Origin of the sequence: Thermonema sp., assembly GCF_026003375.1 — a bacterium.
GTDB lineage: Bacteria > Bacteroidota > Bacteroidia > Cytophagales > Thermonemataceae > Thermonema > Thermonema rossianum.
The window spans coordinates 1-25,028 of the sequence record NZ_BPHD01000002.1 but is presented as its reverse complement, the minus strand read 5'-3'; the positions used below and the strand labels follow the sequence as shown (position 1 = coordinate 25,028).

Below are 25,028 nucleotides of genomic sequence, written 5' to 3'. Positions count from 1 at the left end.
TTGTTTTTTGCGTTTAGGGTTTAGAGCCGTTGCGAAACGACAGGCAATATTTGCTTCTTCCACTCATAGAAGTCGCCGGCAATAATATGCTGGCGGGCTTGTGTAACCAACCAAAGATAAAAAGTAAGATTGTGAACACTTGCAATTTGTGCGCCCAAAATTTCTTTATTCATGATAAGGTGGCGCAAGTAGGCTTTGCTGTAGAAAGTGCTGACATAGCCGCCCAGCTGCTCATCGATGGGGCTGAAGTCTTCCTGCCATTTTTTGTTGCGTATGTTGATGATGCCTTGTGTCGTGAACAGCATGCCGTTGCGGGCATTGCGGGTAGGCATCACACAGTCGAACATATCGACGCCCAGTGCAATGCACTCTAAAATATTGGCGGGGGTGCCTACGCCCATCAAATAGCGGGGTTTGTCTTTGGGCAGAATGTCGCACACCAGCTCGGTCATTTCATACATCATCTCAGCGGGCTCGCCTACCGACAAGCCCCCGATGGCATTGCCGTCGCAGCCACACGAAGCCACAAACTCGGCAGAGGCCCGGCGCAGGTCTTTATACACACTGCCCTGCACTATGGGGAAAAGCGTTTGCTCGTAGCCATAGAGCGGTTCGGTCTCTGCTACGCGCCGGATGCAGCGCTTGAGCCAGCGGTGGGTCATTTCCATCGACTGTTTGGCATAGTCATAATCGCAGGGGTAGGGGGTGCACTCGTCAAACGCCATAATGATGTCGGCGCCTATAGCCCGCTCTATATCCATAACTGTTTCGGGAGTGAAGAAATGCTTGCTGCCGTCGATATGCGATTTGAAAGCCACGCCTTCTTCGGTGATTTGACGGTTGTCAGCCAGTGAATAGACCTGATAGCCGCCGCTGTCGGTGAGGATGGGGCGTTGCCAGCCGTTGAAGCGGTGCAAGCCCCCTGCTTTTTTGAGCAGTTCAATGCCCGGGCGTAAATACAGATGATAAGTATTCCCTAAAATGATTTGCGCTTTGATGTCATTTTCCAACTCACGTTGGTGAACCGCTTTGACCGTGCCGGCCGTGCCTACCGGCATGAAGATAGGGGTTACAATCTCACCATGGGCGGTGGTTATCTTGCCGGCTCTTGCTTTGCTTTTCGGGTCCTGTGCAATAAGTTCAAACTGCATGCTTTCAGAATTCTTGGTTTTGAGCACTGATGAAAAAAGGAAAAGGCTTGTTTGCTTGAAATACCGTAAAGCCTGAAATGGGCATGCAATTTAGGAAGTTTTTTGTCAATGCTTTTCCCTTTGTTTAAATTTCTATTTTTGTGCATCGAACCACAAGCCGCATCACTATGCATTGGACTTTTTTCTTTATGTATGCCTTGGTCATCTTGCTTGGCATACGCATCTTATGGCATCTGTTGAGTTTGTTGTTATGGCGGCATGCGCCGCGCCCCGCCGAAGGGCATGAGTTGCCCGGGGTGTCGGTGGTGGTGGCTGCCCATAACGAGCTGCTCAACCTGCGCGAACTGCTGCCTTTGTTGCTGGAGCAAGACTACCCGCTCTTCGAGGTCATCATCGTGGACGACCGCTCGTGGGATGATTCCTATGAGTTCCTCTATCATCTGCGCGCCCGCCATCCCCAACTGCATATTGTGCGGATAGAGCAAACGCCGGAGCATATTACACATAAAAAGTTTGCTATTACCATGGGCGTCAAAGCTGCCCGCTACGATATTGTTTTGCTGACCGATGCCGACTGCCGTCCGCTATCGAAGCAGTGGATTCGTTATATGGCTGCGCCTTTTATAGCCAAAGAACAAACGCAAATAGTATTGGGCGCCTCTCTGTATGAACAGCGCCCGGGTTTTCTCAATGCTTTGATTCGTTACGAGACACTTTACACCTTGTGGCAGTATGCTACGGCGGCCTTGATAGGGCTGCCCTATATGGGGGTTGGGCGCAACTTGGCTTACCGCCGCAGCTTCTTTTTAAAACACAGAGGCTTTGGTCCACACCAACGTTTGGTAAGCGGCGACGATGACCTTTTCGTGAACCGTTTGGCAACCGCAAAAAATACCGCCTTGTGTGTGCATGCCAAAGCCATTACCGTGAGCCGCCCCAAGGTGCGTTGGCGTGAATGGTGGCGACAGAAGCGGCGTCATTTGAGTGTAGGCAAGTATTACAAAGCCGGCCATCGCCTGCTCTTGGCTTTGCTTTTCTTGTCGCAGTTGGCATTCTACGTGGCTTTGGGGTGGGTGGTCGGACACATACAGGGCATTGTTTCGTTTGGTATATTGCAATGGATAGCGGCCGAAGTGGCTTTGCTTCTTGTGTTGCATCCGTTATGTATGTTCTTGCTGGCTAAAAAACTGCGTGCTTCCATTCCAATTTTATTGTTGCCATTTTTAGAATTGTCCTATCTGTTGTATATTGGCATAATAGGATTATGGGCACTACTCACTAAAGTGGAAAAATGGAATTAGATAAGTTTGGTTCAAAAGAGTTTTCCGACAAGGCATTGCACGACTTCGCCCTGGTGGACAGGGCGTTGGAAGGCGACCAAAGCGCCTTTGCCGAACTGATGGAGCGCTATAACCGCTCGCTGTTTCATATGCTTTTGAAAATGGTGCGCAATGTGGACGACGCCGAGGATTTGACCATGGAAGCTTTTGCCAAGGCGTTCAAAAACTTAGATAAATTCAAAAAAGACTTTACCTTCAGCACCTGGCTTTTCCGTATTGCCACAAACAACTGTATTGACTTTATCCGTAAAAGACGCCTGCAGACCACCAGCATAGAGGATTTTTATACCGACAAGGATGGCGAAACATCCAATTTAGACATCAAAGACGATGGCTTGGACCCTCAAGAAGAGGCCATCAAAGCGCAAAAAGTGGAGATTGTGCAAGAGGTGGTGAATAAGCTGCCGCCCAAATACCGGCGCCTGGTGCGCTTGCGCTATTTCGAAGAGCTGGCATATCAAGAAATAGCCGAAGAACTCGACTTGCCATTGGGCACGGTGAAAGCACAGTTGCACCGGGCACGTGAGCTGCTTTTCGATATGATTAAAGACAAAAAAGAGCACATATAAAGAAGCGGGCTGTGCATCAATACAGCTTCAAGAAGTTCTCGAGCAGGCGGCTGCCCGCTTCGGCACTTTTTTCGGGATGAAACTGCACGGCGTAAAAGTTGTTTTTGTGCAAGCCGGCACTGAACGGCACCCCGTATTCGCAACGGGCAATGGCATGGCGGGGCGTCCACTCAGCATAATAGGAGTGCACGAAATACATATAAGCCGGCGCTTCGATGCCTATCATTAAGGGGCTGTGCAGCTTATCGATGCTGTTCCATCCCACATGAGGCACTTTCAAATCGCTGTCCCGGTCAAAAGCCTTTACGTTCACGTCAAAGATACCCAGGCAGTCGGTGTTGCCTTCTTCCGAATGACGGCACATAAGCTGCAGTCCCAGACAAATGCCCAGCACCGGCTGATGCAGCGAACGGATGACCTTATCCAAGCCCTTGTTTTTCAGGTACTGCATGGCGCTGGAGGCTTCGCCCACGCCGGGAAAAATCACGCGGTCGGCGCTAAGCAGCAACTCGGCATTGTCAGTAATGACAGGCTCTACGCCCAAACGCTGCAGGGCAAACACTACGGATTGAATGTTGCCGGCATTGTATTTTACTATAGCTACTTGCATGCTTTTCTTTTGCTCTGCTTTAGGCAAAGAAAAGCATTCTTTTTGGCACTTGCAACGCCACTTTAAAATTTGATTTCGGCAGAAAACTTGATACCGAAGGGCTTAGCTTGCGGGCTGTCGAGATAAGTCAGGCGGTGAAAGAAGTCCACCCGGAAGAACTTGAAGATATTGTCAATGCCATAGCCTACTTCCACATAGGGTTTTTGGAAAGACAGCTCAGAAAAGCCCTCGACCGGCTGCCCGTCGGCTGTTTGCTGCGCCAGCAGCGCTTTGTTGCTTGCCCGGAGCCCGCCCCATACGGCATTGACCGAACCCACCAGACGCCATTCGAGCTTATCGTTCACACGCCGGATGAGTGGCAGCTTGTTCAAAATGAAACCTTCGAAATAGTGCGCATAATGCACCGCCACAAAGTGGTCGCTTACAAACTCAAAGCCATTCATTTGGTTGAATGCCCTTTCTATGAGAATGGGCGTATTGTTGCCCAAGTGGGTGCGCAGCAGCGGATAGGGAATATCCGAAAAGATATAGCCGGCCGTAATGCTGTAGTTGGCGTGCCCTATGCCGAACACATTGGCGTTTTTTTGTGCCAGTTGCAGATATACTTTTTGATATTGGAAATCGCCATCGAGCAATCCTTTGAAACCGAGGATGGTCCAAAGTGTCAGGCGTGGGTTACGGTTGGCTATGTCCACCTCATCGAGATTGGCATCGCGTGTGAGGCGCACGGCACGTTGCAGGCGCAGCATGCCTATGACTTCGGCGGTGTGGATGCTGCTGTTACGTGTTTGGGTGTCGGAGGGCGCAGGGTAATAAGCAAAGGGATAAAGCGGTTCCAAGGTACTTTGTTGCAAGGTGAGCTGGGCGCGCACCAGCTGCGACAGGCGGCTATCTATCCATACGCTGTTCATGGTGCGAAAGAAGGGGCGGCGGGAAGCCAAATCAAGAAAGCGGTTCGAGGCGATGAACAGCTCCGGCAGATCGTCTCTTTGGTCCAGTTGAATCAGTGGTTCTATATCTGCCAGATGGCGCGCACCTATGAGCGTAAAGCGTTTTCTGCTCAGCACATGATAAAGACGCAGGTCATATTTCCAGCGCTCGTCTTGTGTGCCGTAAGCCACATAACCTTTGAACATCCACTTGTCGCTAAGGTGGTAGTTGGTGCGCAAGCCAACCCCCAGGCGGTGCCCTTCTATGTTGTTCCATGCATAATAGCGGGCATAATGCCCGAAGTCAATCACCCCTTTGCGCAAATAGCCTGTGGAAAGCACCTTGATAATGCCCGTATAGCGTTTTACCGAAGGCACTTGATTCAGCGTATCGATGAGGCGGTGAATCTGCGGGCGGAAGTCTGTACTGTCGCCGTCTATGGCACGGTACACCCTCAGCTTCTCGAGCTGTGCCTTTTCGGAAGGCAGTTTCTTTTCCCTGATTTCATAAAAGCTGTTGGGATACGCTTGGTTGATGTGGTAGTTTTTGTAGTAAGAGTAGGTGCGGGCTACAATGGCGGGTATCAAGTCGGTAAATTCCGATATTTCGGTTTCGAAAAACATGCTTTCGGGTAACCATACGCCGCTTTGCGTGGGCGCCAGCACCTGCTCTACGGCAAGCGAGCGCACAAAGTTAATGTTGGCATTGGGGGTAATGTGAAGTTGCACCTTTCGCAGGGCATAATCTTCTTTGGTAATCCATATCCTGCCGGTAAAGGCAATGTCTTCTTCACGCAAGGGAATCACCTTGAGCTGATAACACATGAAGCCGCCTACTTCGAGGCTGTCTTCCAACTCGTAATCATAGACCAGCCACCACCCGTTGGCTAAAGGTGAGGGGAAGTACTTGCCCAAAATATTGATTTGGTTGCGGTAGAAATTATAATCGGTAAGATAGGTGTTGGAAAGAATATCTTGCAGAGCGGGGGCGTCTTCTATGCCTATGCCGGTGAGCTGCTGAGCTTCGACGTCTTCGCGGCGTTTGTAGGGGCTGTGTTTGACATATACCCGGCTTACTACCTCATTGACAATAACGGGAATGAGCGTATCGCCCTCGGCGGTGCGCAGCATGTCATAGCCGGCGGCCACCCGGCGCATATCTCTCACGAAACGCAGTTTGCTGATGCCTTTGTCGCTGCTTTTTACATATCCTTCAATGCGGTTGTAGGCTTCGTAGTCGTAAGCTTCCAGGCGGCGTTTGTCGTGCTCATCTTTGCGCTTGATGGCTTCGCGTATGATGCGGTAAGCCGGGTTTTCGCCGGGGGTTACCACCACTGCCTCAAGACTCAGTGCGTCGGGTTTCAGGGTGAAAGACAATCCCGTTTGCGACTGCGCCTTCAGCAGGGGATATTCTATGGTTTGGTAACTAATGAATTCAATGAGCAAGGTGTCGCGCACAAAGTCAAAAGTAAGCACAAAAGTGCCGTTCTCGTCGGTGGCTGTGCCTATATGGGGGTGGTTTTTTAAATACACATTGCAGGCAGGCATGGGCAAACCGCTTTCGCCATCTATGACCTTCCCCTGCAGCGTAATTTGCTGTGCCGCAAGTTGAAAGAGAGGGAGGTGGCACAGCAGCACAAGTAGATACAACCGCAGAGAGTATCCAAGTAAAGGTTTATTCATAGCCGTCATCCGTTAGCCTCCCTATGGGGTTTGGTTTTAATACCTAAATGTAAGAAATTGTAAAGCAAAAAAGCACTTTTATGCCTGCAGCTACTTTTATGCCAAAGCACGCTACACGGGCATGGCTACTATTGAGTGTCATGCTTTTTATGACACAGTGTCGTTCCAAGAAGCAATTGCAGTCGCCCCCGCCGCCTGCCCCTTACTACCATACGCCTGTTGTGGAGCCCTTGGTTTCTACGGCAAGTGCCCGTCTTGAGCTTCCTTTCCGTTCATTGTCCAGTTTTGTCAATGCACAGCTGCCCGCCTTGCTTTACGAAGACCGTTTTTCACAGACGGGGATTGAAACCATCTATTTGCGAGTGTATAAACGCGCCCCCATCTCTTTTTACGGCAGGGGGGAGGAGCTCATCACCACCGTGCCTTTGCGCATTCATGCGGAGGTGAGTGCGTGGGCTGTTGCCCGCAGCCTGAATTTCGCCTTAGACCTTTCCTTTGCTACCCGTCTCTCTTTTACTTCGGGGTGGGCTACCGATGCCCAAACGCGCCCCCATGGCTTTCGATGGGTAGAAAAGCCCTCTTTTTCCATAGCTGGCTTGAATTTCTCACTCGAAGAACCCATCGGGAAGCTCATCAAAGAACAGCAAGCAGCTTTAAGCAAAGTGCTGGATGAAGAAATAGAAAAGAACATACAACTTAAAGAATACATTCAGCCGGCATGGGACGCCATGACCGGCGTGTTTGAACTGTCGCCCGAATACCACACTTGGTTGGTGGTGGAACCCCGGGCAGTAGCCATGGCGCCCATCGAAGCGCGGCCTTATGGTTTAACTTCCGCTCTGAGTTTCCGTTTCGTGTCGCGAACGGTCATAGGCGAGAAGCCGGCAACGCCCGCCCGCAAGCCTTTGCCGCCCCTTTTGAACTTGAACAACCCGGACAACCACTTTGAAATATACCTGCCCGTAGGGATTTCCTTAGCCAAGGCAACGGACCTTTTGCGCACCCGCTACATAGGTGACTCCTTCAGCAGCGGGCGAAAGTCAGTAACCATACGCGACATAGCCCTCTACGGCAGCAACGAGTCCCTGATTATCGCTTTGGACATGGAGGGGAGCTATACCGGCAAGCTGTATTTGCAGGGCAAACCGGCTTATGACCCACAGCGCCAAGAAGTATTTTTGGATGAGGTGGATTTCGACCTGCAAACGAAAAGCTTTTTAATAAAATCGGCCAACTGGTTGCTGCATGGCAGCTTGCGTAAAAAGATAGAGGCTTATTGCCGCTTTCCTTTGGAGGCAGAGCTGACCGAAGCCCGCCGGCAAATAAACACCATGCTCAGCAACTACCGCCCCCACGAAATGCTGCTGGTCAATGGCGAAGTGCACGACTTGCTGCCACATGAAGTAAATATCACACCGGATAATTTATTGGTTACTTTTCTGGCCAAAGGCGTGCTCAACATTCAATTGAATTTGTAAATTCAAACAGTATTCAAAAAAACAAACAACCCTATGAAACCTAAAGAGCATGCATTTTTGATCATCGATGCGCAACAAGACTTTTGCTCGCCCGAAGGCGCCCTTTATGTGCCCGGTGCCGACAAAGACATGAACCGGCTTGCCAACTTAATATTGCATGAGATTGAGCACATCGATGCCCTTTACATTACCTTGGATACGCACCATGTGAATGATATTGCACATCCCTCTTTCTGGGTAGATGCCCATGGCAATCATCCCAAGCCCTTTACCCAAATTACGGCGGCCGAAGTGAAGGCGGGGAAATGGAAAGCCCGCTTTGCGCCCGAAGAGGCTTTGGCATACCTCGAGCAGCTGGAAGCACAAGGCGAATATCCACATTTTATTTGGCCCGAACACTGCTTGTGGGGCACCAAAGGCAATGCTTTGTATCCGTCCGTAGCGCAGGCTTGCACCACTTGGGCGCGGCATCACGGCAAAAACTATGAAGTAGTGGTGAAGGGCACGCACCCGCTTACCGAACACTTTGGCGTGTTTCAGGCACAAGTGCCCCGCCCGGATGCCCCCGAGACCCAACTGAACGAAGCTTTTTTGGATGCCTTAGACGCCTATGCTCACATATGGGTAGCCGGCGAAGCCAAATCGCACTGTGTAGCAACCAGCCTCAAGCAAATCATGAATTACCGCCCCGCGATGGTCAAAAAACTGCATATCATAGAAGACTGCATGTCCGATGTAGAAGGCTTGGGGCATTTGGCACAACCCATCTACGAGGCTTTGAAGCAACAAGGCGCTCATTTTGTAAAGAGCAGCGAACTGCATTTGAAGGCTGTGTAAAGAGCACAAAAAAGTCCGGGCAAGCCATGCACATGCCCGGACTTCGTATGTTTGGCAAGCAGGAGGGCTATTCTTGTGACATCCAAACCAGTTCTGCCAAATCATACACTTTGATGCTGTCTTCTTTTTCTTTGTTCTTCACCCCGTCGGTCAGCATCACCAGGCAGAAGGGGCAGTTGGCAACCACTGCTTCGGGCTGTGTGTCAAGTGCTTCTTCTATACGCTCTATGTTGATATCCTTTTTGCCTTCTTCCGGTTCTTTAAACATCTGTGCACCACCGGCACCACAACACAGACCGAAACGGCGCGAGCGCTTCATCTCTACAAGGTTGGCGTCCAGGCTTTCAATGACCTCGCGGGGAGCTTCATACACATCATTGGCACGCCCCAAGTAGCACGAGTCGTGGTAAGTCAGGCGTTTGCCTTTGAAGGGACCACCTTCCTTGATGCGCAACTTGCCGCTGTCAATCAGTTCTTGCAGCAGCTGCGTGTGGTGAATCACCTCATAATTGCCGCCCAAGTCGGGATACTCATTTTTCAGGGTATTGAAGCAGTGGGGGCAAGCCGTCACAATTTTCTTCACTCCGTACATGTTCAGCGTTTCCACATTGCTGATGGCTTGCATTTGAAACAGAAATTCATTGCCCGCGCGGCGTGCAGGTTCGCCCGTGCAGTTCTCTTCGGTGCCCAGCACGGCAAACTTAATGCCTACCTTGTGCAGTATTTTGCAGATGGTGGCCGTTACTTTTTTGTATCGCTCATCAAAAGAGCCGGCGCAGCCTACCCAAAAGACGATTTCGGGGCTTTCGCCTTGTGCTTGCAATTCGGCTAAGGTCGGTACTTTTATTTGTTCACTCATGATTCAAATCTTTTAAGTTCAGTTTTTGATGAAGTTGAAAATGAGAAGAAAGGACTGTAAAACGTCCGCTTTAGTCTTTATTGACCAGTTCCACCCAGTTGAAGCGGTCGGTGGGGGGGAACTTCCAAGGCGACATGCTGGTTTCCAAGTTATTGAACATCATGTTCCATTCGTTGGGGGTATCGCCTTCTTCCATGGCCACATAGCGGCGGATATCCAAGATGATGGACAGCGGGTTGATGCTCACCGGACAGGCTTCCACACAAGCGTTGCAGGTGGTGCAGGCCATGATTTCTTCTTTGGTGATATAGTCACCGTACAAGCTTTTTTCTTCCTTAATCTTTTCAAGCGACTTGCCTTCTTGCAATTGGCGCACTACCTCTTCGGCACGGTCGCGCGTATCCATCATGATTTTGCGGGGCGAGAGCTTCTTGCCGGTAATGTTGGCGGGGCAGTTGGCCGTGCATCGCCCGCACTCGGTACAGCTGAAGGCACTCATCAGCTGAATCCAGTTGAGGTCGGTCACGTCTTTGGCACCGAAGCGCTCGGGTGCCGGGCTGTTGTCTGCTTGTGCCAGTCCCAAGGCAATTTTCACTTCTTTGGTTACCTCGTCCATGTTGGGCATTTTACCCTTCGGCTCCAGCGAAGCAAAATAAGTATTGGGGAAGGCAAGGGCTATGTGCAGATGCTTGGAGTAGGTAACATAAATGGCAAAGCCAAAGATGCCCAAAATGTGGAACCACCATGCAAAACGCTCATAAAATACGAGGGTGGAGGTGTCCATGTTTTCAAACAGAGGCTGCAGCCATTGGCTGAACCAGAAGCTGCCTACTTGCACATAGTGCTCTACGCCACGGCTTTGCAGAATGGAATCCGCTGCATTCATACTAAGGAAAAACCACATGAGGGTAATTTCGAAGATGAGAATGAGGTTGGCATCCAAGCGGGGCCATTTTTTCATTTCGGCCGACCAGAAACGGGGTACTTTCAATACATTGCGGCGGATGAGGAAAATGGCACAGGTAACAATCACGCCCACGGCAAACAGCTCGAACAGGTTAATGAGCCAGCTGTATGCACTGCCCAAATAGGGGGCAAACAGACGGTGTGCACCGGTGATGCCGTCCAGTATGATTTCCAGCACTTCGATGTTGATAATCAAAAAGCCGGCATAAACCACAAAGTGCATGAAGCCGACCAAGGGCTTGTCGAACATTTTTTTCTGCCCGAAAGCCAAGAGCAGCATACGGCGGAAGCGCTCGCTTTTTCTGTCATTGACCGCCTTTTTTTTACCCAGCAGGATGGCTTTTCGAATAAAATTCACCCTTTGGTAAATAAAATAGCCGGCTGCGCCTAAGCAGAGCACAAAAAGAATTTGAGGTAAATAACTCATAGCCAACGTTTTTTAGTTTAATGTTAAATTTTTTGCATAAAATTGTTTGTAAATATAGAATGTTTGCTCTAAATTTGCATTGCAAATCGGAACAAAACACGGAGCGGTAGCTCAGGTGGTAGAGCAAAGGACTGAAAATCCTTGTGTCGGCGGTTCGAGTCCGCCCCGTTCCACTTCGAAAGGGCATCTCAAACAGATGCCCTTTTTTATTTTTCTTGCTCATGGAAGCCATGGCATCCATTGCCGGCGGCAGGCAGCCAATGCCGGGTGCAAATGATGCAGGCTGCTGTCCGACAGCTTTCGTAAGTAATCGAACGCATCGGTGACGATTTGCCGGTGGTCGAAAGCCAGGGGGGGCAGGTCGTCGAGTGCCCACCACTGCAAAGCGGCAGCATCATCATGCGCCACTGCCTTTGCTTCGTCCATTTGGCAGACGCCCAAGAACACCACCGAAACTACCCGTCCGCGGGGGTCACGCCCGGGAGCGCTGCAAACACGCCATTGATACAGCGCCAAGTTTTTCAAGCCGGTTTCTTCCTGCAGCTCGCGCGCGGCGGCTTGTTCTATGCTTTCGTGCTCGTCCATGAAACCACCGGGCAGCGCCCAGCAGCCGGCAAACGGAGGGCGTTTTCGCTCAATGAGCAATAAATGAGGCTTCCCTTGCCCGTCGATTCCCAAAAGCAGGATATCGGCAGCAAGGGCAGGGCGGGGATATTCATAGGTATAAGGCATAAAAATATCTTTATCTTTTTATGGATTGGCAGTGCCCAAAAGCAAGCCGGCAGGACCTTCCCCAAAATGTTTGATGAGCAGTTGGCGGTAGGACTCGCTGTCTGTAAACCGCTCGAGGAACTCATCCCATACCCCTTTCCAGTCGCTGTTGAGCGGCATGATGAAACCGAAGTCTTCGAAGGTGCTGCCTACGGGGTGCACCTTGACGGGCAGCTCTTTTTGTGTGGCTTCCACGTAATAAGGAAAGTCTATTTTGCCGAAAGAATTGGGCGTTTCGGCTATCTTATACACCAGCGTGGCGGCCGAACTTACATATTCGATCGCCATTTCGGGATAGTATTTTTGTTTGAGTTCGAGCAGGTCTTGTTCGAAAGTGGAGTTGCGGACGGTGAACGCCGTGCAGCCGGCAAATACCTTGGGCATGTCTTTCAGGTCATAAAGGGTGGGCAGGTCTTTATGAGAGGCAAGCAGGGCACGGTTTTTAATGTAGGGGCGGGTGAATTTCATCACTTTTTTACGCGTGTCGGTAATGGTGATGTTGGCCAGGCCGAACACTCCGCCTTCTGCATTGATGACATTGCTTAAAAAGATGTTGAAGTCATCATTGGGTTTATAGACCGAAAGCACCACACGCACCCCTTTTTCTTTTTCAAGAAAGAGGATGAACTCTTTTAAAATATCGACACACAAACCGCTGAGTTTGCCTGCTTCGTTTTTATAGATAAACAGGGGGGTTTCTATATAGGTGATGGTAATGCGCCCCACACCACGCTTTTCGGTCAGTTCCCAGCTGTCGCCGCTCAGGCGTATGGTTTGCGCTTGGGTTGTGTTTGCCAACAAAAGCGCGCAACAGCATATCATAATCAATCGAGTCACCCGGTGCATAGTTATGGTTTTGATTTTGAGGATTGAACCGTTATCAAAGTTAGGAAAAAAATGGAATAGGGAACCGGGCTTCTGTAAAGAACAAAGCTTTCTTTTGTTTTTTTGTTGCTGTACTCGCACACACGCAAGCTTTGGCTTCGTTGTTGTTTTGGAACTGAGTCCGGTATTTTTTAGTTTTGCGAAGGAATCAAGCCCCATGCTCACTTGTTCATGAAAGCCTTTTTGTCCATATGGTTTGCCATGGTGATGCTGCTCAGCCAAACCGGCGTGAGCGTGTGGCGTCATTACTGCGGCAGCCATCTGGTAAAAGAGCAGAGGGGCATTGTGGTGCAGCCCGAAGGCTGCGGCATGGAGCAGATACAAGCTGAAGACAGCCCCTGCCCCGGCGAAGCGCTTTCGAAAGCCGCCTGTTGCACCAATGAGTGGCACCTTTTGCAGCTGAAAGAAGATTACACACCTTCACAGGCCGCCTTGCCTTTGGCTTCGCCCGTGTGGGTGCTGTTGTTGGTTGTTTTCGTTCCCACCGTTTTTCTTCGCCGTCTTTTGCAGGCGCCCGTGCCCCTTGCCGTTTTTTCGCCCCCGCGGCGAAAGGGCAGGCAGTGGTTGCGCCTTTTGTGTCAATGGAGAATATAGACCGGCATACGTCTTGGTAAGCCGCAGGTAGTTTGTTGCCTGCCGGCTGTGCTTTTGTTTTTGTGCTTTCAACCAAAACGTACAGACGTATGCTGAACGCTATTATTCGTTTCTTCCTTGAAAATAAACTGTTTACCGTACTTGTTTTATTGATTTTCGTTGGCTGGGGCTTGCTCACAGCCCCTTTCGACTGGGACTTTCTGCGCGCTTTGCCACGCGACCCGGTGCCCGTGGATGCCATTCCTGATATAGGTGAGAACCAGCAAATTGTGTTCACGGAATGGGAGGGGCGCTCGCCGCAAGACGTGGAAGACCAAATCACCTATCCGCTTACTACTTACTTGTTGGGCGTGCCGGGGGTGAAGACCATCCGCAGCACTTCTATGTTTGGTTTTTCAAGCATTTACATCATCTTCAACGAGGATGTGGATTTTTACTGGTCGCGGGCACGCATCTTGGAAAAACTAAACGCCCTGCCCGCAGGCTTGTTGCCCCCGGGCGTGCAGCCTGCCTTGGGACCCGATGCCACCGCTTTGGGGCAGGTATTCTGGTACACACTCGAAGGGCGCGACGAGCAGGGACAGCCCACCGGTGGTTGGGACCTGCACGAACTGCGCAGCGTCCAGGATTACTACGTGCGCTATGCCTTGAACTCGGTGGAGGGCGTGTCGGAAGTAGCTTCTATTGGTGGTTTTGTGAAAGAGTATCAAATAGAAGTAAACCCTGATGCCCTGAAGCTCTACGGCATTGGGCTGCAAGAAGTGGTGGAAGCCGTGCGGCGCTCGAACCGTGACGGCGGTGCCCGCACCATCGAGGTGAACCGGGCAGAGTATTTGGTGCGGGGCTTGGGGTATGTCAAAAGTGTGAAGGATTTGGAAGAAGCCGTAGTGACGGTCCGGCAGGGGGTGCCCATCCGGCTCAAAGAGCTGGCTTGGGTGAGCATTGGTCCGGCGCCCCGCCGTGGACTGCTCGACAAAGAGGGAGCCGAAGTGGTGGGGGGCGTGGTGGTAGCCCGCTATGGCGCCAACCCCCTGGAGGTGATTCAAAAAGTAAAAGAAAAGATACGGGAGATAGCGCCCGGCTTGCCTGAAAAGAAGCTGTCAGACGGGCGCGTGAGCCGGTTGACCATCGTGCCTTTTTATGACCGTTCCACGCTCATCTACGAAACCCTCGGCACTTTGGAAGAAGCCCTGACGCTCGAAGTCCTGATTTCCATATTGGTGGTGGTAGTAATGGTGTTGAATTTGCGGGCGTCGGTGCTGATTTCTTCCTTGCTGCCCATAGCCGTGCTAATGTGCTTTATTGCCATGCGCTATTTTGGCATCGATGCCAACATTGTGGCTTTGTCGGGTATTGCCATTGCCATAGGCACCATGGTCGATTTGGGCATCGTGCTTTCCGAAAGCATCATTCAGCAAATAGAGCAGGCACCGCCGGGGCAAAGCATGCGCGAAACGGTGTATAAAGGCGCCGCCGAAGTGTCGGGTGCCATCTTGACGGCCGTAGCTACTACCGTCATCAGTTTCTTGCCGGTGTTTGCACTGCAAGCCGCCGAGGGCAAATTGTTTCACCCCTTGGCATATACCAAGACGTTTGCACTGGTGGCTTCCCTTTTGGTGGCATTGCTCATCTTGCCGGCTTTTGCTCATTGGTTCTTTGGTGTACGTTTCGATAAAAGCAAACTGCGTTGGGGGCGCCTGCTGCTTCTGCCCGTAGCATTGCTTTCCTGGTGGGTGGCAAGCACTTGGGCTGCCGTGGTGCTGTCTTTGTTTGCTTTTCGCAGCTCTTTTGGAACTGCCCTTCCTGCAGAAGCGTCTGCCCCCTGCGGTGGCAGCCTTCAACCGCCAATATGGTGCCGTTCTGATTGCCGTCTTTGCGGTGCTGTGGTTGCTGGCAGACTACTGGATGCCCTTGGGACCTGCGCGCCCCTTCTGGCAAAACATGTTGATGGTGGCTTTGATGGCGGGCAGTGTCTTGCTGCTGTTTGCCCTTTTGGAGCGCTATTACCGCCCCATGCTTGCGTGGTGTTTGGAACACAAAAACATCTATCTGGCGATTCCCTCGACCTTGCTGCTTTGGGGATTGCTGGTGTGGCTGGGCTTTCAAAGTTTGTTTGGTTGGGTGGCGCGTGGTTTCGATGCCGTGGGGTGGAACATACGCACCACTGCTCTGTGGAGTACCATGGTGCATGCTTTTCCCGGTATTGGCGAAGAGTTTATGCCTTCGTTGGATGAAGGCAGCTTCTTGCTGATGCCTACCAATATGCCGCATGCCGGGGTGGAACACAACCGCGAGGTGCTCGCACAAGTCGATATGCTGGTAGCCGGCATTCCGGAAGTGGACTTGGCAGTGGGCAAAGCCGGGCGGGTAGAGTCTGCCTTAGACCCCGCGCCCTTGTCTATGTTTGAGAACATCATCAACTACAAGCCGGAGTATGTAGTCAATGAGAAAGGGCACCGTATGCGGTTTAGGGTAGATGAAACCGGGCGCTTCATCACCCGTTCGGGCAAAGCCTACACCAATGAGGAAGCCTTGCTGGCGGGCGTGTCGCCCGGCGAACTTATTCCCGACGACAACGGGCAATATTTCCGCAACTGGCGCGCCCATATTCATTCGCCCGATGACATATGGCAAGAGATAGCGGCACGCACGCAAATACCGGGACTCACTTCCGCACCCAAATTGCAGCCCATAGAAACACGCCTGGTGATGCTTCAGACAGGCATGCGTGCGCCCATGGGTATCAAAGTGTACGGTCCCGACCTGAAAACCATCGAACAGTTCGGCTTCGAGCTGGAAAAAATACTCAAACAGGTGCCTTCAGTGAAGGCAGAAGCTGTGTTTGCCGACCGCGTGATAGGCAAGCCTTACCTGCAACTGCGCATCAAGCGTGAAGAAGCTGCCCGCTTCGGTTTGAAGGTGGAAGATATCCTGCAGTTTATAGAAGTGGCCATCGGCGGCATGCCGCTGAGCACCACGGTCGAAGGACGCGAGCGCTACCCGGTGCGGGTGCGTTACCCGCGGGAATTGCGCGACACACCCGAAGCCATTGCCAAAACCTTGATTGCCACACCCACAGGCGCACAAATACCTTTGGAGCAGGTCGTAGAAATAGAATACACCCAAGGACCGCAAGCCATCAAGAGTGAAGATACCTTCTTGGTGAGTTATGTGCTGTTTGATAAAAGAGAAGGCTTTTCCGAAGTGGAGGTGGTGGAAGCAGCCCGCCGGGCTATTGAACAGCGCATTGCAGCAGGAGCGTTGAAAGTGCCTGCCGGGGTGAGTTTCAAATTTTCGGGCAGTTATGAAAACCAAGTGCGCGCCGAAAAACGCCTTGCCGTCATTGTGCCGCTGGTTTTGGTGCTTATTTTCCTGATTCTCTACTTGCAACTGCGCGAAGTATCCATGGCACTGATGGTCTTCACCGGGGTGGCAATAGCCTTCAGTGGTGGCTTTGTACTCATTTGGTTGTGGGGACAGCCCTGGTTTGCCGATTTTACCCTGTTTGGGCAAAATCTTCGCCATCTGTTTGGCATGCACCCCATCAACCTGAGTGTAGCCATTTGGGTGGGCTTCATTGCGCTCTTTGGCATATCTACCGACGACGGTGTATTGATGAGCACTTATTTGCGGGAATCTTTGAAAAAGAACCGCCCTGACGGCATGCAAGCCCTCAAGGAGGCAGTCATCGAAGGGGGAGCCCGCCGCATACGGGCATGTGCCATGACCACGGCCACCACTGTCATTGCCTTGCTGCCCGTGCTCACTTCTACCGGGCGCGGCGCCGACATCATGATTCCCATGGCTATCCCTACCATGGGCGGCATGCTCATCGACATCAGCTCTTACTTCCTGGTGCCTGTATTGGTATATTGGCGTGAATCTCTGAAAATGAAACGACATGAAAACAAAAACAATGCATAAATACGGTTTGGCACTGCTGTTCGTGATGATGGCCGGGGTGGTTCGTGCCCAAATACCGGAGCTCTACCGCCGGCAGCTCATAGAGCAAAATCCCGCCTTGCAAGCGCAGCGTAAGATGGTAGAGGCTTACCGGCAACGCAGCCTGCAGGCCGGTTATTTGGCTGAGCCCACTGTAAGCGTTGGCTGGTTTTTGTTACCTGTAGAAACCCGTTTGGGGGCACAGCGCCTGCGTTTGTCTGTCAATCAAATGTTGCCTTGGTGGGGCACATTGAAAGCCGGGCGGCGTGCGGCCGCTGCCGAAGCCCGGGCGCAAGCCTTATACTGGCAAGCCGGGGCAGCCCGTGAGTGGATGCTTTTCAGCAAGACCTACTGGGCGTGGTTTGAGTGGCAGGCTTGGTATGCCATTGAATTGGAAAATGTACAGTGGCTGGAGCAATATGAGCCTATTTTACGCAGCCGCCTGGCATCGGGAAAGGCTTCCATGGCAGACTACCTGCGCCTGGATGTGCAATTGCAGGAAGCGCGCCTTAGTTTGGAAGCCCTCAAACAAAAAGCCTATCCATGGCAGGTACAACTCAACCGCATGCTCAACCGCCCGGACAGCACCCGCCTGTTGCCGCCCGATACCTTACTGCCACCTGACAGCCTTTTGTTGGCAGTCGATAGCCTGATGGCGGATGCCCACCCGCGGGTACAAGCGCTGGAGCACCTGCAGGCAGCCGCAGCAGAACAACAGACCTTGGCAAAGCTGCTGCGCAAACCACGCTTTGGAGTAGGCTTGGATTATGTGGTGGTAAGCAAGCGGCAGGACATGAATGTAGAGCAAAACGGGCGCGACATACTCATGCCCATGCTGTCGGTGTCTTTGCCCCTGTGGGGCAAGCGCTACCGGGCAGCCGAAGCCGAAGCCCTTGCCCGTCAACAAAGCGTGGAATATGAAATGCGCCAAACGCTCAATGAGTTGCAGAGCCAAGCTGCCCAAGTGCAGTTTGAACTGTGGGAAAGTTACCGTTACTACCGGCTTTATGGCGAAAACATCGACAAAGTACACACAACCCTGCAGTTGTTGCTGACAGCCTACGGGCAAGGTCAAAGCGATTTTGAGGAAGTGCTTCGGGTGCAGCAGCAGCTGTTCGAATACAAGAAAAAGCAAATATCGGCTTATGTGCGCTTTCAAAAAGCCCAAGCCGACTGGGAATATCTGAACTCACAAACCTACTAATATCATGAATCAACACACCTCTAAACACGATAACCACACACAGCATGCGCATCATCAGGAGCATGCGCAGGAGCACAACCACGGGCATGACCATCACGCCCATATGGTATCCGACTTCCGTCGCCGCTTTTGGGCTTCTTTGGTACTTACTCTTCCCATTTTGGTTTTATCGCCCATGTTGCAGTCGTGGGTGGGCGTGTCTTGGCAATGGGCACCGGCTGCTTATGTACAGCTCGCCTTGGCTACGGCTCTTTTCTTTTACGGAGGGCTTCCTTTTCTGAAAGGTATGAAGCAGGAACTGGGGCGCCGTCAACCCGCCATGATGACCCTGGTTGCTTTGGCTATTTCGGTAGCTTATTTCTACAGCACCGCAGTAGCTTTACAACTTGTTGAAGGTAAGCCTTTCTTTTGGGAATTGGCATCGCTCATTGACATTATGCTGCTGGGACACTGGTTCGAAATGAAGTCTGTCATGGGGGCTTCGCGGGCGCTGGAAGCACTCAGCCAGTTGTTGCCGGCTACTGCCCGGCGGCGCAAGCCGGATGGCAGCTTTGAAGAAGTAAAAGTGGAACATCTGCAAGCAGGAGATGAGGTAGTGATACGCCCCGGCGAGCGCATTCCCGCCGATGGGGAAGTGATAGAAGGCGAGAGCTATGTCAACGAATCGATGCTTACGGGAGAGTCGGTGCCGGTAGCCAAGAAAGCGGGTGACCGGGTGGCGGCGGGTTCGGTCAACGACCATGCCGTTTTGGTGGTACGCGTTACCCATGTAGGTAACGACACCTACCTGAACAAAGTCATAGCCATGGTACAAGAGGCACAAAAAAGCAAGTCCAAAACCCAAAATTTAGCAGACAAAGCCGCTGCCTGGCTTTTTTACATAGCCTTGGGCGTTGGGGTGCTTACTTTCTTCGCCTGGTGGAGCAGCGGCAGCCCGCTCGACTTTGCTTTGGAACGCGCCGTAACAGTTATGATTATTGCTTGCCCCCATGCTTTGGGCTTGGCAGTTCCTTTGGTCGTAGCTATTTCTACTACTCTTTCGGCACAAAACGGACTGCTGATTCGTAATCGTACCGCCTTTGAAAATGCCAGAAAAATCAGTGCGATGGTGTTCGACAAAACCGGCACCTTGACAAAAGGCAATTTTGGGGTACGGCGTTATGACAGCCTGCATCCCGGCTACACAAAAGAGCAGGTGTTGCAGCTGGCCGCTTCTTTGGAGCAGCATTCGGAACACCCCATTGCCCATGGCATAGTGAAAAAAGCTGAGGAGGAGGGCTTAGCCTTCTTGGCGGTCTCGGCTGTGGAAAACATAACCGGCAAGGGTATCAGGGGGGAATATGAAGGCAAAGAGCTGCTGATAACCAATGCAGCATTCTTCAAAGAGCAATATGGCGAGCTGCCTGCCGGAGTCGAAGGCGACGGCACCGAAACAGTGGTGCTTTTGTTGCACGGCGGCGATCCGGTAGGCTTCCTTGCCTTGGCAGATGCTTTGCGTGAAGAGTCAAAACCGGCGGTAGAGCAGCTGCATCGCATGCATATCAAAGTATTCATGGCCACCGGCGACAGCCATCGCGTGGCAGAGGCAGTAAGCAAGAAGCTGGGCTTGGATGGCTTTTATGCCGAAGTATTGCCCGACGAAAAGCAGCGCATCGTAAAGGAATTGCAACAACAAGGTGAATTTGTGGCCATGACCGGCGACGGAGTAAATGACGCGCCCGCTTTGGCACAAGCCGATGTGGGGATTGCCGTAGGTTCCGGCACAGACGTTGCCGCTGAAACAGCAGATATCATTTTGGTAAACAGCAACCCGCAAGACATTGTGCATTTGATTGTGTTCGGCAGGGCTACTTACCGCAAGATGCGCCAAAACCTGTGGTGGGCTACCGGCTATAATCTCTTTGCCTTGCCTTTGGCCGCCGGTGTGCTGGCCCCCTGGGGCATTATGTTAAGCCCTGCCATTGGTGGTGTATTGATGAGTGTGAGTACCATTATCGTTGCTTTGAATGCTCAATTATTGAAAAAACAAGTAAAGTTGCATCAGTCATGAAAACCATACTTCGATATTTGAAAGACCGCCGCCTGTTGGCTTTATTGTTGTTTGCTGCCGGTTTGTTGGCGGGTTATTGGCTCAGTCCTTCAGCCCCTGACCGTGCGCCTGTTGCCCATGATGAGGGCGCACACACGCAGGCGCAAGTTTGGACTTGTTCCATGCACCCGCAAATACGCCAAAACGAACCGGGCAAATGTCCTATTTGCGGCATGGATTTGGTGCCTGCCAATACGCTTGACGATGGTGGGCAAGCGCCTGCTTATGCAGTAAAAATGACACCCACGGCCATGGCACTGGCGCAGGTGCAAACCTTCAAGGTAGAAAAAGGGAAGCAAGTCAAGCAGCTGCGTCTCAATGGGCGGGTGGCCGTCAATGAGCAGACCGTGGCCACACAGCCGGCACACATTCCGGGGCGGGTCGAGCGCCTGATGATAAACTTTACCGGGCAGTATGTGCAGCGTGGGCAGGTGATGGCTTATATCTATTCGCCCGAGTTGATTAGCGCCCAAGAGGAATTGCTGCAGGCGGTGCGCCTTCAAGGCGCCACTTCGCCACTGGTGGCGGCCGCCAAGGAAAAACTACGCAGCTGGAAGTTCACCGACCGTCAGATAGAACACATCATAACCGAAGGCAGCGTGCAACGGGTATTTCCGGTGCTTGCCAATGTGTCGGGCTATGTGGTGCGAAAGCAAGTGAATGTAGGCGATTACGTAAGCACCGGGCAAAGCCTTTTTGAAATTGCCGATCTCTCTACCGTGTGGGTACTGCTGGATGTGTACGAAGAAGACTTCCCCTGGATACAGCGCGGCATGCGGGTAAGCTATCATTTGCAAGCATTGCCGGGAAAAACTTTCGAAGGCATCGTCGATTACATCGATCCGGTAGTGGACCCCCAAAGCCGCGTGGCACGTGCCCGGGTGGTGCAAGCCAACCCCGGCGGGCAGTTGAAACCCGATATGCTGGTGGTGGCAGAGGTGCAAGCCGCCCGCCGGCAAGCGGCACAAGCCCTGCTGGTGCCCAAAACGGCTGTGATGTGGACGGGCAAGCGCTCGGTGGTATATGTGATGAGCCGGCATGACAGCGGCATTTACTTCGAAATGCGGGAGGTAGTGCTGGGTCCTTCTTTGGGTGACTTCTACGAAATAGAAAGCGGTTTGCAAGAAGGCGAAGAGATAGCCGTTTACGGCACCTTTGCCATCGATGCGGCAGCCCAGCTTGCCGGAAAACCCAGCATGATGAACCGGCAGGGGGGAGCAGCTTTCACCGGGCATCATCATGGCGGCATGCATGAAACCACCGCTTCGGACAACACAAACGAACCCTTGCCCGCAACCTTGTTGCAAGCCTTGCGCCACCTGCTGGACGACTACGACCAATTGAAGAATGCCTTGGCAAGCGACAAGCCCGCAGCTGCCCGCCAAGCGGCACAAAGCATGCTGCGCCACCTGAAACAAGTACCTATGGAAGCGTGGAAAGGCGAAACACACCGCTTTTGGATGCAACAGGCTGAGCGCATAGGGCAGGCAGCCGGAACCATCGCCAAAGCCCAAGATATAGAAAACATGCGCCGGGCTTTCCGGCCACTTTCCGACGCCTTCATTGCGTGGACAAGCCGCCTGCCCGTGGCAGAAGACACCCTGTATGTGCAGCATTGCCCCATGGCAGATAATAATGAGGGCGCCTATTGGTTGAGCCGTGAAAAAGACATACGGAATCCCTATTTTGGAAGCAAAATGCTGCGCTGTGGTTCGGTGAAACAAATGCTTACACCCCGTCAGTAAAGCTTAAAACATGGATTCGCTATGAAAGATTGTTGCAAAGATGCCTTTCAGAACCATCGACCGCCCAGACAGTGGAAACAATGGCTCCATCGAATCGTCAGCATCCTGTTGGGGCTGCTGGTGTTGAGCATATTTCTTTTTCAAATCTTTAAACCTTAAAAACAAAAAAAGTTATGATGAAAAAAATCGTAGTAGCCCTTGCCGTGGCTTTTGCCATGAGCCTGACCGCCTGCTCCGGCGAGAAACAAGAAAAACAAGAAGAAAAACAGGAGCAGCAAAGCGAACAAATGCCCATGCATGAAGAAGGGCACGAAGGCATGCACGAAGACATGCACAAAGAAGAAAGCCATGAAGGCATGCATGAAGAGCACATGCAGCAAGCCGGGGTGATGTATCAATGCCCCATGAAGTGCGAAAAAGACAAGATGTATGACAAAGAAGGCGAATGCCCGGTGTGTCATATGCCGCTTGAGAAAGTAGAGGCAAAAACTGAAGGTCAAAAAACCGAATAAGACAGTCTCAGTATGGCAGGGGGCTTCGCTCCCTGCCGCCTCTTGCTTGATTGCGAGTATTAAAAAAATTAACCAAACTTCTAAAAATCATGAAAGCAAAACACTTATTCATTTATATGTTAGGATTGTTGCTGTTTGCGGCATGCAAGCCGGAAGCAGAGAGCAACACAAAGCAAAAAGAAAAAGAACACAAGCAATCCACCGAAACTACCACGGACGAAGCGAAGGCATCGCCGGTATCGACGACTGCCATCGTGGATAGCTACCTTGCATTGAGCCGGGCACTTGCTGCCGACGACGCAGAAAAGGCGGGCGAAGCCGCCAAGCAGCTGGAAGCTGCCTTGAAAGAGCATGCACAACAGCCGGCTGCCGGACAAGCAGAAATAAAAGAAATTCTGGAGAGTGCCATGGAGCATGCACGTCATATACAAGAAAGCATCGATGAAATCCATCACCAAAGGGAGCATTTGAGTATCTTGAGCCAAGACATCAAGGACCTGTTGCAAAAACAAGGGGTAGAACAAAAACTCTACTGGGCACATTGCCCCATGGCTTTCAACAACAAAGGAGCCTACTGGATAAGTGCCACAGAAGAGATTGCTAATCCCTACATGGGCGCTAAAATGCCTGCCTGTGGGCGGATAGAGTCAGAAATAAACAAACCATGAGCCGTAGACTTCAATGGATAATAGGGGCAGTAGGCATCGTTTTTCTCATGCAGCTGCTGCCTGCCCCTGCTGTTGAGGCACCCCCGCCGCATGAGTGGCGTCACAAAGATTTCATACGCCAAGTGAAGCCACCGGCAGAACTTGCTGCTTTGATTCGAGCTGCCTGCTATGATTGTCACAGCTATGAAGGGCGCTTGCCTTGGTATGCCCACCTGCAGCCGGGCAAATACTGGGTGCGCAAACATATACATGAGGGACGTGAAGAGCTGAACTTCTCTTTATGGAGCGATTACAGCAGCCGGCGGCGTCGCAACAAACTGAATTCCATTGTGTCGCAAATCAAAGACCGGAGCATGCCCCCTGCCTACTACACCCCTCTGCATCCGGAAGCCCGTCTCACCTCCTTTGAACGCCGGCATTTAATTCGCTACTTTGAATCTCTGATGTCACAACCATAACAAACGCAGCTATGTCTTACCCCACTCAACCCGTTTGCCTGCCCGACACCAATCTGCCCCGTCTGGTAGTAGTCGGCGGCGGTTTTGCCGGCATGAATCTTATCAAACACCTGCCCAAAGGGCGTTTTCAGGTGGTGCTTATCGATAAAAACAACTTCCATCAATTCCAACCCTTGCTCTATCAGGTGGCATCGGCGGGCATAGAACCCGACAGCATTGCTATGCCCCTGCGCAAGCGCTTCAAGGGCTATCCCGGTTTTTATTTCCGTATGGCCGAAGTCTTGGAAATAGACGCCGTGAGGCGCCGCCTCATCACCGACATAGGGTGGATTGCATACGATTACTTGGTGATAGCTACCGGTAGTGAAACCAACTACTTCGGCTTGCACGACGTGCAGGCAAATGCTATCGGCATGAAAAGTATCCGGGACGCCCTGAATATGCGCAGCCTAATTCTGCAAAATCTGGAGCAGGCGGTTTATACCTGCGATAAACAAGAACAACAAGCCTGCACCACCTTTGTGGTAGTAGGCGGTGGACCCGCCGGCGTGGAAATGGCAGGCGCACTTGCCGAATTCAAGCGTTATATCCTGCCTGCCGACTATCCCGAATTGCACCAAGAAGACATGCAAATTTACCTGCTGGAAGCCGGCAACCGCCTGTTGGCAGGCATGTCGGAAAAAGCCGGGCAGAAGGCGCTGAAATACCTGCAAGATTTGGGCGTGCATGTGGACTTGGGCGCCATGGTGCAATCCTACGACGGCGAAACGGTGCGCATCAAAGACCGCGAACCATTGCGGGCACGCACCGTCATCTGGACCGCCGGCGTGAAGGGCAGCCATCCGGGCGGGATTCCACGGGAAGTGGTGGGCGCCGGCAATCGCTTGTTGGTCGATGAATACAACCGTGTGAAAGGCTTTGAGCGCATCTTTGCCATTGGCGATGTGGCAGCCATGCTCAGCGACGCCTACCCCAAAGGGCACCCTATGGTGGCACAGCCCGCCATTCAACAGGGCAGACATCTGGCAGGCAACTTGTTGCGTTTGTTGGAAGGGCAGCCCCTGCGTCCTTTTGTGTATCATGACAAAGGCAGTATGGCAACCGTAGGCAAGCGCAAAGCCGTTGCCGACATAGGCAAGCGCCGTTTGGCCGGGCGTCTGGCTTGGTGGCTGTGGTCTGTGGTGCACTTGCTGGCCATCAGTGGTTTCCGCAACAAACTACTGGTCATGCTCAACTGGATGTGGAGTTATTTTACCTATGAAAAAGGCAATCGTCTCATCATACGGCGCTATAAACCCCAAGCGCAACAGC

Annotated in this window: 19 protein-coding genes, 1 tRNA gene and 1 pseudogene; 14 read left to right on the top strand and 7 right to left on the bottom strand. The window is 52.0% G+C overall.

The annotated features are described in order from the left end of the window. Window positions 1-20: 20 nt before the first annotated feature. On the bottom strand, window positions 21-1,151 hold the full coding sequence (gene tgt, locus QVE43_RS05125) for a tRNA guanosine(34) transglycosylase Tgt (protein WP_288004879.1): 1,131 nt from the start codon (window positions 1,149-1,151) through the stop codon (window positions 21-23). A gap of 167 nt (window positions 1,152-1,318) precedes the next feature. On the opposite strand from tgt, the gene QVE43_RS05120 reads away from it, so the two are divergent. Further along, window positions 1,319-2,452, top strand: coding sequence for a glycosyltransferase (locus QVE43_RS05120; RefSeq protein ID WP_288004877.1), 1,134 nt, complete (start codon window positions 1,319-1,321; stop codon window positions 2,450-2,452). Continuing rightward, complete coding sequence (locus QVE43_RS05115) at window positions 2,443-3,060, top strand: RNA polymerase sigma factor (protein WP_288004875.1); 618 nt, start codon at window positions 2,443-2,445, stop codon at window positions 3,058-3,060. The genes QVE43_RS05120 and QVE43_RS05115 overlap by 10 nt, the downstream gene beginning before the upstream one ends. Window positions 3,061-3,076: 16 nt before the next feature. Here the strand turns inward: QVE43_RS05115 and hisH are convergent, their stop codons facing one another. Both hisH and QVE43_RS05105 read right to left on the bottom strand, forming a co-directional pair. Further along, window positions 3,077-3,670 (bottom strand): imidazole glycerol phosphate synthase subunit HisH, encoded by a 594-nt coding sequence (gene hisH / locus QVE43_RS05110; RefSeq protein ID WP_288004873.1) that lies wholly within the window; start codon window positions 3,668-3,670, stop codon window positions 3,077-3,079. A gap of 62 nt (window positions 3,671-3,732) precedes the next feature. Continuing rightward, window positions 3,733-6,282 carry a DUF5686 and carboxypeptidase-like regulatory domain-containing protein gene (locus QVE43_RS05105; RefSeq protein WP_288004871.1) on the bottom strand — a complete coding sequence of 850 codons (2,550 nt, stop codon included), beginning with the start codon at window positions 6,280-6,282 and terminating at the stop codon, window positions 3,733-3,735. An 80-nt stretch (window positions 6,283-6,362) separates the two neighbouring features. Between QVE43_RS05105 and QVE43_RS05100 the strand changes: the two genes are divergently transcribed. Both QVE43_RS05100 and QVE43_RS05095 read left to right on the top strand, forming a co-directional pair. Next, window positions 6,363-7,760: a DUF4403 family protein gene (locus QVE43_RS05100; protein ID WP_288004869.1), complete on the top strand. Its 1,398-nt coding sequence runs from the start codon at window positions 6,363-6,365 to the stop codon at window positions 7,758-7,760. Between the two features lie 33 nt (window positions 7,761-7,793). After that, window positions 7,794-8,597, top strand: coding sequence for a nicotinamidase (locus QVE43_RS05095; RefSeq protein ID WP_288004868.1), 804 nt, complete (start codon window positions 7,794-7,796; stop codon window positions 8,595-8,597). A gap of 67 nt (window positions 8,598-8,664) precedes the next feature. Here QVE43_RS05095 and QVE43_RS05090 read toward each other — a convergent pair whose 3' ends face one another. Both QVE43_RS05090 and QVE43_RS05085 read right to left on the bottom strand, forming a co-directional pair. Continuing rightward, on the bottom strand, window positions 8,665-9,456 hold the full coding sequence (locus tag QVE43_RS05090; RefSeq protein ID WP_288004866.1) for a (Fe-S)-binding protein: 792 nt from the start codon (window positions 9,454-9,456) through the stop codon (window positions 8,665-8,667). A gap of 70 nt (window positions 9,457-9,526) precedes the next feature. Then, entirely contained in the window at window positions 9,527-10,849 is a 1,323-nt protein-coding gene (locus tag QVE43_RS05085; protein ID WP_288004864.1) for a (Fe-S)-binding protein, read from the bottom strand. A 100-nt stretch (window positions 10,850-10,949) separates the two neighbouring features. On the opposite strand from QVE43_RS05085, the gene QVE43_RS05080 reads away from it, so the two are divergent. Beyond that, window positions 10,950-11,022: transfer RNA gene (locus QVE43_RS05080), tRNA-Phe, on the top strand. A 46-nt stretch (window positions 11,023-11,068) separates the two neighbouring features. Here the strand turns inward: QVE43_RS05080 and QVE43_RS05075 are convergent. Together QVE43_RS05075 and QVE43_RS05070 are read right to left on the bottom strand one after the other, a co-directional pair. Next, entirely contained in the window at window positions 11,069-11,581 is a 513-nt protein-coding gene (locus tag QVE43_RS05075) for an NUDIX hydrolase (protein ID WP_288004862.1), read from the bottom strand. An 18-nt stretch (window positions 11,582-11,599) separates the two neighbouring features. After that, a complete protein-coding gene (locus QVE43_RS05070) occupies window positions 11,600-12,466 on the bottom strand; it encodes an ABC transporter substrate-binding protein (protein WP_288004860.1) in 867 nt (288 codons plus the stop codon). A gap of 210 nt (window positions 12,467-12,676) precedes the next feature. On the opposite strand from QVE43_RS05070, the gene QVE43_RS05065 reads away from it, so the two are divergent. The 9 genes and pseudogenes from QVE43_RS05065 to QVE43_RS05025 form a co-directional block, all read left to right on the top strand. Continuing rightward, window positions 12,677-13,099, top strand: a complete 423-nt coding sequence (locus QVE43_RS05065; RefSeq protein ID WP_288004858.1) for a hypothetical protein — start codon at window positions 12,677-12,679, stop codon at window positions 13,097-13,099. 89 nt (window positions 13,100-13,188) lie between these two features. Further along, window positions 13,189-17,023: pseudogene (locus QVE43_RS12570) on the top strand (efflux RND transporter permease subunit). Next, a complete protein-coding gene (locus tag QVE43_RS05055) occupies window positions 17,001-18,245 on the top strand; it encodes a TolC family protein (protein ID WP_288004856.1) in 1,245 nt (414 codons plus the stop codon). The pseudogene QVE43_RS12570 and the gene QVE43_RS05055 overlap by 23 nt, the downstream one beginning before the upstream one ends. Window positions 18,246-18,249: 4 nt before the next feature. Beyond that, window positions 18,250-20,295 (top strand): copper-translocating P-type ATPase, encoded by a 2,046-nt coding sequence (locus tag QVE43_RS05050; protein ID WP_288004854.1) that lies wholly within the window; start codon window positions 18,250-18,252, stop codon window positions 20,293-20,295. After that, window positions 20,292-22,079: an efflux RND transporter periplasmic adaptor subunit gene (locus QVE43_RS05045; RefSeq protein ID WP_288004852.1), complete on the top strand. Its 1,788-nt coding sequence runs from the start codon at window positions 20,292-20,294 to the stop codon at window positions 22,077-22,079. The genes QVE43_RS05050 and QVE43_RS05045 overlap by 4 nt, the downstream gene beginning before the upstream one ends. Before the next feature lie 173 nt (window positions 22,080-22,252). Continuing rightward, complete coding sequence (locus QVE43_RS05040; protein ID WP_157630127.1) at window positions 22,253-22,591, top strand: hypothetical protein; 339 nt, start codon at window positions 22,253-22,255, stop codon at window positions 22,589-22,591. 89 nt (window positions 22,592-22,680) lie between these two features. Next, window positions 22,681-23,259 (top strand): DUF3347 domain-containing protein, encoded by a 579-nt coding sequence (locus QVE43_RS05035; RefSeq protein WP_288004850.1) that lies wholly within the window; start codon window positions 22,681-22,683, stop codon window positions 23,257-23,259. After that, entirely contained in the window at window positions 23,256-23,717 is a 462-nt protein-coding gene (locus tag QVE43_RS05030) for a heme-binding domain-containing protein (RefSeq protein ID WP_288004848.1), read from the top strand. Before QVE43_RS05035 ends, QVE43_RS05030 begins: the two co-directional genes overlap by 4 nt. An 11-nt stretch (window positions 23,718-23,728) precedes the next feature. Further along, on the top strand, window positions 23,729-25,028 hold a 1,300-nt coding region (locus QVE43_RS05025; RefSeq protein WP_288004846.1), incomplete at its 3' end, for an NAD(P)/FAD-dependent oxidoreductase.

Coding starts and splice junctions, on each gene's coding strand:
- tgt (WP_288004879.1), bottom strand. CDS start 1,151: ATGCAGTTTGAACTTATTGCACAGGACCCGAAAAGCAAAGCAAGAGCC.
- QVE43_RS05120 (WP_288004877.1), top strand. CDS start 1,319: ATGCATTGGACTTTTTTCTTTATGTATGCCTTGGTCATCTTGCTTGGC.
- QVE43_RS05115 (WP_288004875.1), top strand. CDS start 2,443: ATGGAATTAGATAAGTTTGGTTCAAAAGAGTTTTCCGACAAGGCATTG.
- hisH (WP_288004873.1), bottom strand. CDS start 3,670: ATGCAAGTAGCTATAGTAAAATACAATGCCGGCAACATTCAATCCGTA.
- QVE43_RS05105 (WP_288004871.1), bottom strand. CDS start 6,282: ATGAATAAACCTTTACTTGGATACTCTCTGCGGTTGTATCTACTTGTG.
- QVE43_RS05100 (WP_288004869.1), top strand. CDS start 6,363: ATGCCTGCAGCTACTTTTATGCCAAAGCACGCTACACGGGCATGGCTA.
- QVE43_RS05095 (WP_288004868.1), top strand. CDS start 7,794: ATGAAACCTAAAGAGCATGCATTTTTGATCATCGATGCGCAACAAGAC.
- QVE43_RS05090 (WP_288004866.1), bottom strand. CDS start 9,456: ATGAGTGAACAAATAAAAGTACCGACCTTAGCCGAATTGCAAGCACAA.
- QVE43_RS05085 (WP_288004864.1), bottom strand. CDS start 10,849: ATGAGTTATTTACCTCAAATTCTTTTTGTGCTCTGCTTAGGCGCAGCC.
- QVE43_RS05075 (WP_288004862.1), bottom strand. CDS start 11,581: ATGCCTTATACCTATGAATATCCCCGCCCTGCCCTTGCTGCCGATATC.
- QVE43_RS05070 (WP_288004860.1), bottom strand. CDS start 12,466: ATGCACCGGGTGACTCGATTGATTATGATATGCTGTTGCGCGCTTTTG.
- QVE43_RS05065 (WP_288004858.1), top strand. CDS start 12,677: ATGAAAGCCTTTTTGTCCATATGGTTTGCCATGGTGATGCTGCTCAGC.
- QVE43_RS05055 (WP_288004856.1), top strand. CDS start 17,001: ATGAAAACAAAAACAATGCATAAATACGGTTTGGCACTGCTGTTCGTG.
- QVE43_RS05050 (WP_288004854.1), top strand. CDS start 18,250: ATGAATCAACACACCTCTAAACACGATAACCACACACAGCATGCGCAT.
- QVE43_RS05045 (WP_288004852.1), top strand. CDS start 20,292: ATGAAAACCATACTTCGATATTTGAAAGACCGCCGCCTGTTGGCTTTA.
- QVE43_RS05040 (WP_157630127.1), top strand. CDS start 22,253: ATGATGAAAAAAATCGTAGTAGCCCTTGCCGTGGCTTTTGCCATGAGC.
- QVE43_RS05035 (WP_288004850.1), top strand. CDS start 22,681: ATGAAAGCAAAACACTTATTCATTTATATGTTAGGATTGTTGCTGTTT.
- QVE43_RS05030 (WP_288004848.1), top strand. CDS start 23,256: ATGAGCCGTAGACTTCAATGGATAATAGGGGCAGTAGGCATCGTTTTT.